The sequence below is a fragment of the Streptococcus sp. 3167 genome (assembly GCF_013277175.1).
In the GTDB taxonomy this organism is placed as follows: Bacteria; Bacillota; Bacilli; order Lactobacillales; family Streptococcaceae; genus Streptococcus; species Streptococcus pseudopneumoniae.
In genome coordinates, this window is the sequence record NZ_VMML01000007.1 from 18,858 (window position 1) to 27,287 (window position 8,430).

An 8,430-nucleotide genomic window follows, 5' to 3' on the forward strand; every position below is an offset into this window, starting at 1 on the left:
ATTTTCTCCTTATTTGACAACGACTGTGTAGTCGGTATTTTCTGTTATGAGGTGCTCGGCTCTTTCCAAGTCTTGAGCGTTTTTAAATGAAATTTGTAGGATCCCGTGAATATCCTCACGGTTTTCCTCGTTGATGTGGATGTTAACCAAGGAAGTTCCTCGCAGCAATTCCAAAATCCGCAGGATGACATCTTCTTCATCGGGAACGTCGACATAGAGGTCATAAGAGCTATCCACTCCACCACGCTTATGGATTTCCATAGCCTGACGTTGCTCACGCGCTTGGTTGAAAAAGTTCCAGATTTGGTTTTCATCTCCCTTGCTGATAGCCTGACCAACCTCATCCAAACGTTCCTTAAAATCCTCAATTCTCTCTAGGATTGTCTCACGATTGGACAAGAGAATGGAGGTCCACATTCCCGGCTCGCTTTCCGCAATCCGAGTCATATCTCGAAAACCACCTGCCGCAAAGCGCCTTGCCATCTCATGTTCTTGAGCATAAACCGCGGTCTGTTCCATGAGACTAGAAGCCAGAATATGAGGAAAATGGCTAATCTGAGAAGTGACACGGTCATGCTCCTTGGCATCAATCTCGATAAAGCGCGCATGAAGACCTGAAAGCAGATCCTTCATTTCCTCAAGCGTATCCTGACCTGTCAGACTCGAAGGCGTGAAGATATAATAGGCATTTTCAAAAAGATTGACATCCGCAGAAGCAGCCCCTGTCTTGTGACTACCAGCCATAGGATGGGCTCCGACAAAGCGAACAGGTTTGCCAGCCAAATATTGCTCCGCCGCATCCACAATGGCTGACTTGGTCGAACCAGCATCTGAAATAATAACGCCTTCTTTCAAGTCCAAGTTGGCCAACTCCTTAATAAAGGAAATGGTTTGCTTTATTGGCAAGCTGAGAATGATGATATCTGCCAAAGGAGCAAAACTGGCAAAATCATCCGTTGCACGGTCAATCATGCCTTCTTTCAAGGCGATATCTCTCGAAGCTTGACTGCGATTATAACCTAAAATTTCATAATCTGGATGATTGCGTTTGATACCAAGGGCCATAGAGGCACCAATCAAACCAAGACCTGCGATATAGATTGTTTTTGCCATAGGAACTCCTTAATAGTTCTTTGTATAGTCTCGGTGTTTGGTCACCGCTTCTTTTAGTTCCTCAAGATTATCTGATGAGAATTTTTCGAGGATTTCTTGTGCCAAAACCGTTGCCACAACAGCTTCCATAACCACTCCTGCAGCTGGAAGGGCGGTCGGATCACTTCTTTCCACAGTTGCCTTATAAGGTTCGTGGGTTTCGATATCCACACTCATAAGAGGTTTATAAAGAGTAGGAATGGGTTTCATGACGCCACGAACAACGATGGGTTGCCCATTGGTCATACCACCTTCAAAGCCACCTAGATTATTGGTGCGGCGAGTATAACCATCTTCTTTAGACCAGAGAATTTCATCCATGACCTGGCTACCTTTACGGTAACCAGCTTCAAAGCCAAGACCAAATTCCACCCCTTTAAAGGCATTGATAGAGACAACTGCTTGGGCAAGTCTGGCATCTAATTTTCTGTCCCATTGGACATAGGAACCAAGACCAACTGGAACACCTCCAACGACTGTCTCCACAACCCCACCGATGGTATCACCGTCACGTTTGATTTGGTCAATATAATCCTTGATTTCCTGTTCTCTTTCTTGGTTGACAATAGAAACTTCAGACTGGGCAGCTCTTTCCTTAATCTCAGCAACTGTGAGATTCTCAGGAACATTGATTTCCTTGCCACCAAAGACAACGACATGGTTGGCAATCTCCATATCCAGCTCAGCCAAGAGGCGTTTAGCTACTGCCCCAACTGCCACCCGCATGGTGGTTTCACGAGCTGATGAACGTTCTAAAGAATTTCGCAAATCATCAAAGCGGTACTTGATACCCCCAACTAAGTCGGCATGACCTGGGCGAGGATGGGTGATTTTTCGTTTACTTTTAAGGCGATCTTCAATGTCTTCCGCAGACATAATATCCAGCCATTTTTGGTGGTCCTTATTGACGACATCCATGGTAATAGGAGCCCCTGTCGTCTTCCCATGGCGAACACCCGAAGTAAAGACAACTTGGTCGCTCTCAATCTTCATACGACCACCACGACCATAGCCACCCTGACGGCGTTTAAGGTCCCCATTGATATCCTTAGCTATCAAAGGAAGTCCAGCTGGAATTCCTTCAATGATAGCTGTCAGACGGGGCCCGTGTGATTCTCCTGCAGTTAAATATCTCATACACTCTCCTTATTTTACCAAGTAGTCTTTCATCTCTTCCAGAGAAACTGGGTGAATGGTCGCTGAACCAAGCTCTGGCACCAAGACCAATTTCAAGATGTTGCCACGCGCTTTCTTGTCATGAGTCAAAGCCTGATAAAGCTTGTCAACATCCCAGTTTTCATAGTCAACAGGCAAGCCAAATTTCTGACACATAGCTGTAATGGACTGAGTTATTCCTTCTGGCATAAGGCCTTTTTCCTCAGCCACCTTGGAAATCTGCACCATTCCCATGGCAACAGCTTCACCATGCATGACTTTCCCATACCCAGCCGTCGCTTCAATGGCATGACCAATGGTGTGGCCAAAATTGAGGTAAAGGCGAACACCATTGTCCAACTCATCCTCAACTACCATCTTGCGCTTGACCTGACAAGAATGTTCAATCAAGGTCTCTGCATGTTCCAGAATGCTCTCAACAGAACCATCCAGCTCCGTCAAAAGAGCCCACAGTTCTGGATCCTCAATCAAGCCATACTTGATGACCTCCCCCATCCCTTCAATCAACTCTCTTTTTCCAAGCGTTTCAAGGACAAGCGGGTCAATCAGAACCCCATCTGGTTGGGCAAAGGTACCCACCATATTCTTAGCAAATGGAGTGTTAACGCCTGTCTTTCCACCGATAGACGAATCCACCTGGGCAGTTAAACTGGTCGGAATCTGAACAAAGTGAATACCCCGCATATAGGTAGAGGCTACAAAACCAGCCAGGTCCCCAACGACACCACCGCCGAGAGCCACGATTCCATCGCTACGAGTCAACCCCTGCTTAACTAGAAATTCATATACTTTCTGAACAGTAGTTAAATTCTTTCTTTCTTCCCCTTCTAAAAAGTCAAAAACAGCTACCTGAAAACCAGCATCTTCTAGGCTGAGTTTGACCTTCTCAGCATAAAGAGAAGCTACATGGTTGTCTGTTACGATGAGCACTTTTTGTGGTTGCCATAGTTCTCGCAACCATTGACCAGCCTGAGCCAGACAACCTTTTTCAATCTGAATATCATAAGGATGATGAGGAATATCGATTCTGATTTTCATAGGAGAGTCTCCCTTTCTTTATTGGTATTTTTCTGTTAAAGACTGCCAAATCTCTTCTGTCGGCATTTCCTTGCCTGTCCACAGTTGAAAAGCTTCTGCAGCTTGATAGAGCAACATTCCCAGACCATTGACTGCTGGATTGCCCTGACTTCTAGCCCATTTCAAAAATGGCGTTTCAAAGGGTTGGTAAATGATATCTGCGACCAAGAGAGTCTCTGTCAGATTGATGTTTTCTGGAACTGGGGATGATTGACCATCCATGCCCACACTAGTCGCATTGACCAGTAAGCCCGAATCGGCAATCCTTGCTTGCAGTTCCGAAACATCTTCTAAAGCATACAAGTCAACTTTAAAGCCTGTCTGCTCCTGTAACTTGTCTAGGTGAGGTCTTGTTTTTTCCATAGAAACGGAACGAACAAAGACCGAAATCTGACTGACACCATCCAAAATGGCTTGCGCTATAATGGACTTGGCCGCACCACCTGCACCCAGCAGGGTCATCTTCTTACCTGTAATTGTAAAAGAAGGCAAACTCTTAAAGAATCCCTTGCCATCTGTATTATATCCAATCAAATTCCCATTCTCATTGACAACCGTATTGACCGCACCAATCAAGCGCACCTCATCGCTCAGCCCGTCCAAATAAGGAATCACCTGCTCCTTATAGGGCATGGACAGATTGATGCCAAACATCTGGTAGCGACAAATATTGGCTACTGTTTCTGCCAAATCACCCGCTTCAATCTCCCAAGCAACATAAACACCATTGGTAGCTGTCGCCTCAAAGGCCCTATTGTGGATGAAGGGAGAAATAGAATGTTTAATAGGATTGGCAACAACTGCAGCTAAACGTGTATAGCCATCAAGCTTCATCCAAAATCTCCCTGATTTTTTTCATGCTAGCTAGAGAAATCTGACCAGGGGCACTAGCCTCATCCAGACTGGCAAAAGACCAACTCGAACCAGTCACATCCGCAGTGATACGAGAAACCTTGCCCACCTTACCCATAGAAATAGTTACATATTCCTGCTCAGGATTGAGAGTTTTAAAGCCCCGTGTATAGTTCATCAAGTCTAGCACATCCTGCTCCGTATGAGCCATCACCGCAACCTTGACAAGTTTTGGATTTAGGCTCGTCAACTCTGACAAGATTTCCATCATATTTTCAGGTGTTTCTTGGAAATTGTGGTAACTCAAAACGAGATTTGGGAAGTCCAGCATTTCCTCAAAAACATCCTTGTAGCTATAGTACTCAAAATCAATATAGTCTGGTTGATAGAGTTGCACCACTTCCTTGATTAAATGGATATATTCTTCTGAAGAAAGGTCAATTTCTCCCCCTTCAGAGCGAGTTCGTAGCGTGAAAACCAACTCACGACCTGCGAATTTTTCAAAAATAGCTGGAGCCACCTGCAAAATCGCTTCTTTAGGCAGATAGTCGGCACGCCATTCAATGATGTCGGCATCCAGGTACCTCGTGGCATCCAGAGCCTGGGCCTCCTCTAAACTTCTTGGCATTACTGAAACGATTAATTTCATTTACTAACCTTCATACTAATCACCTTGAGGTAATTACTACTTTCATCTTTTTTATTATAGGCGAAGTCTGCTGGAAGACCGTATTTATTTAAAATCTGGTAACTTCTTCCTGCAAAGCCTTTATCAATTTGTTCTGTAAATTTCTGACGGGAAACATTGGCAGCATTGGTACTGGCAATGATAATCCCTCCAGGATTTAAAATCTCAAGACTCTGGGAAATCAACTTGTGATAATCCTTGGCCACAGAGAAGGTTTGTTTTTTGTTCCGAGCAAAGCTAGGCGGATCTAGGACAATCACATCGTAGGTCAAGCCTTTTCGTTTGGCATACTTGAAATATTCAAAGACATCCATGACCACAAAACGATGGTCGTCTGTGCTGATTCCATTTGCCTGAAAATGCGCTTGAGACAATTCTCGTGAACGTTTGGCTAAATCAACCGAAGTTGTCTGGTTTGCTCCTCCCATGGCCGCAGCTACTGAAAAAGCTGCTGTATAAGAAAACATATTGAGCAAGGATTTACCCATAGCCAATCCATCCACCAAGCTACCACGAACCTCGTGCTGGTCTAGGAAAATCCCTGTCATCAAGCCATCATTCATAAAGACTTGATACAAGACACCATTTTCCAAAACAGTGAAAAAGTCAGGTGCTTCTTGACCATAAACATGGGTAGATTCATAGTCCAAACCCTTAAAGCGGATCTTCTCATAGGCCCCTAAAACCTCAGGAAAAACCTGTCTAAAGGCTTCTGAGATGGTCTGACGAATCTGATAAACATAAGAGTTATACCAAGAAAAGACAGCATAGTCGCCATAAAGGTCCACTGTCAGACCCCCAAAGCCATCTCCCTCTTGGTTGAAGAGACGAAAGGCAGTTGTCAAATCATCTTGATAGTAGGCGCTTCTCTTTTCTTTGGCTTGTCTAAACAGCATTTCAAAGAAAGCTTGATTGAAGGCCACCTTGTCCTTACTAACAAACCAGCCCAAGCCCTTGTTTTGCTGAGAAAGGTAGGCAGTCCCAAGAAAGGTTCCTTCTTGACCCTGCACTTCTACTTCCTGATCCTTAAGATTGACATTCTCAAGATCACTGGCTTCTAGTAAAACTAGCCCCTTAGCAAGCTTCTTTTCAACCCTTTTGCTAACTCTTATTCTATTCATAACTACCATTATATCAAACTTTTAGCCAATTCTCAAAAAAGAAACTACCCTTGCTTTTTTACTCTTCTTTTAAAAAATGGTATACTAATACTAATAAAAATTTAGGAAGTAAATGTGTGAGAATTAATTTTAACAAAATCCAAAAAGCCATGGGTACCAGACTGGGTTTTGTCCTAACCCTTTTAATCCTCTATTGGCTCAAAACCTTATTAGCCTATGCCGTTGACTTTAATTTAGATATTCAAGTGGGCAAGTTGCAGGGAAATTACCTTGCCTTTATCGCCTTTTTCAATCCCCTTCCCTTGGGATTACTCCTGCTAGCTCTAGCCCTCTATGCTCGGTCAACCAAAATCTTTTATGGTCTGAGTATAGCTATTTATAGCCTGTTATTCATTTGGCTTTATTCCAACGTCTTTTACTATCGAGAATTTAGTGACTTTATCACGGCTAATACCATGAAGGTGGTCAGCAAGGTGTCTGTTGGTACTGCAGAATTAGAGTTACTGCGCTTTTGGGATTTCATCTATTTTATGGATTTCCCACTGCTGGCTTTCCTTTTCTATAAAAATTCATCCAGCTGGATAGGAGACCTTTCAAATTCCGCTCCAGTGTTGCCATCACTGCTCTCTCTGCCCTGCTCTTTTCAGCTAACCTTTTCTTGGCTGAAATTGAGCGTCCCGATCTCCTATCGCGAGGATTTTCGAATTATTATGTTGTTCGCGCCCTTAGTTTACCCGCCTTTTTAGGCTATAGTGCCAACCAATCATACAGTGCCAACAAGGAACGTGCCAAGGCCTCTGAGACCGACCTGCAACCTATTACAGATTATATTCAAGAACATTCGGCTAAACCTAATCCAGACTATTTCGGCTTAGCCAAAGGGAAAAATGTGATTTATCTCCACTTGGAGAGTTTCCAACAGTTCCTGCTGGACTATAAACTCAACATAGATGGAACTGAGCATGAAGTCACTCCCTTCCTCAACTCCCTCTACCATTCGCAATCAACCCTAGCCTTTTCGAATATCTTTAACCAAGTCAAGGCTGGTAAGACCTCAGATGCAGAAACCATGCTGGAGACTGGTTTGTTTGGACTTGACCAAGGTTCCTTTATGGTCAACTATGGAGGTACCAATACCCAGCAAGCTGCGCCTTTTATCCTATCAAAAAATGGCTACCAATCCAGTGCTGTCTTTCACGGCAATATTGGGACCTTCTGGAACCGAAATACGACCTACAAACAATGGGGCTATCAATACTTCTTTGATGCATCCTACTTCACCAAGCAAGACAGTAGCAATTCTTTCCAATATGGTTTAAATGATAAAATCATGATGAAAGATTCTATTCAGTATCTGGAGCATTTGCAGCAGCCTTTTTATGCCAAGTATATCACGGTGTCCAATCACTATCCCTATGCTAGCAATCTGACTGGCGATGAGCTTGGTTTCCCACTGGCTAAAACCAAAGATGAAACAATCAATGGCTACTTCCAAACAGCCAACTATCTGGACAGTGCCATTAAAGCCTTCTTTGACTATCTCAAAGAAAGTGGCCTCTATGAAAAATCCATCATCGTCATTTACGGAGACCATTATGGTATTTCCAACTCCCGCAATCCTGACCTGGCACCCTTGATTAGCAAGACTTCTGAGAACTGGTCGAATTACGACAATGCCATGTTGCAACGAGTGCCTTTTATGGTGGTCATGCCTGGCTATGAAAAAGGACAAATCATCAATACCTACGGTGGACAAATCGATATCTTACCGACTCTCGAACACCTCCTTGGTATTGAGTCCAGTTCCTTCCTTCAAGTTGGGCAAGACCTTCTGTCTCCAGACCATCAAGAAATCGTTGCCTTTCGAACTGCCAATTCCTTCGTCACACCCAAATATACCAGCTACGACGGACGAACCTACTACACTGAAAGTGGTCTTGAAATCAGCAATCTTGATGAACAAACTCAGACTGAACTAGAAATTGTTCGTCAAGCAGCTAGTCAACAGCTGAAAATCAGCGACCAGATTCAAACTGGCGATTTGATCCGTTTCTACCAAGCAGATCATCTTGGAAAAGTTGATACAGAAAGTATTTCTTACCTCAATTCCTTGCCCATTCTGCAAAAGATTGAGCAAGAAAAAGGAAGTCAGTCAACCAGCCTCTTTAGCCAACGACAAGGCAAAACTAGTACTGACCTTTTCAAGGCACCAAGTTACCAAGAACTCCACCCAGAGTCGGCTGAAACCGAATCAAAATCACAATAAAAAATGCTCTTCCGTCTTGGAGGAGCATTTCTTTTTATCAACAAAAATCAAAGAGCAAACTAGGAAGCGATCTGCAGGCTGCTCAAAGCACTGCTTTG

Annotated in this window: 6 protein-coding genes and 1 pseudogene; 1 reads left to right on the forward strand and 6 read right to left on the reverse strand. The window is 43.8% G+C overall.

What is annotated here, in order from left to right; all coding sequences use genetic code 11:
* Nucleotides 1-9: 9 nt before the first annotated feature.
* Genes HT678_RS00985 through HT678_RS01010 form a run of 6 tightly spaced genes read right to left on the reverse strand, consistent with a single transcriptional unit; the run spans nucleotide 10 to nucleotide 6,066 of the window.
* The gene (locus tag HT678_RS00985) at nucleotides 10-1,113 is read right to left on the reverse strand and encodes a prephenate dehydrogenase (protein WP_050111729.1); all 1,104 of its coding nucleotides are present in this window, start codon (nucleotides 1,111-1,113) and stop codon (nucleotides 10-12) included.
* Nucleotides 1,114-1,122: 9 nt separating this feature from the next.
* Entirely contained in the window at nucleotides 1,123-2,289 is a 1,167-nt protein-coding gene (gene aroC / locus HT678_RS00990) for a chorismate synthase (RefSeq protein ID WP_050207660.1), read from the reverse strand.
* A gap of 9 nt (nucleotides 2,290-2,298) precedes the next feature.
* Nucleotides 2,299-3,366 (reverse strand): 3-dehydroquinate synthase, encoded by a 1,068-nt coding sequence (gene aroB / locus HT678_RS00995; protein ID WP_000702126.1) that lies wholly within the window; start codon nucleotides 3,364-3,366, stop codon nucleotides 2,299-2,301.
* Between the two features lie 18 nt (nucleotides 3,367-3,384).
* Nucleotides 3,385-4,239 carry a shikimate dehydrogenase gene (locus tag HT678_RS01000; RefSeq protein ID WP_023932792.1) on the reverse strand — a complete coding sequence of 285 codons (855 nt, stop codon included), beginning with the start codon at nucleotides 4,237-4,239 and terminating at the stop codon, nucleotides 3,385-3,387.
* Complete coding sequence (aroD, locus tag HT678_RS01005) at nucleotides 4,229-4,906, reverse strand: type I 3-dehydroquinate dehydratase (RefSeq protein ID WP_000767767.1); 678 nt, start codon at nucleotides 4,904-4,906, stop codon at nucleotides 4,229-4,231. Before aroD ends, HT678_RS01000 begins: the two co-directional genes overlap by 11 nt.
* On the reverse strand, nucleotides 4,903-6,066 hold the full coding sequence (locus HT678_RS01010) for a class I SAM-dependent rRNA methyltransferase (RefSeq protein ID WP_031233545.1): 1,164 nt from the start codon (nucleotides 6,064-6,066) through the stop codon (nucleotides 4,903-4,905). Before HT678_RS01010 ends, aroD begins: the two co-directional genes overlap by 4 nt.
* 149 nt (nucleotides 6,067-6,215) lie before the next feature.
* On the opposite strand from HT678_RS01010, the pseudogene HT678_RS01015 reads away from it, so the two are divergent.
* A pseudogene (locus tag HT678_RS01015) lies at nucleotides 6,216-8,332 on the forward strand (LTA synthase family protein).
* Nucleotides 8,333-8,430 lie beyond the last annotated feature (98 nt).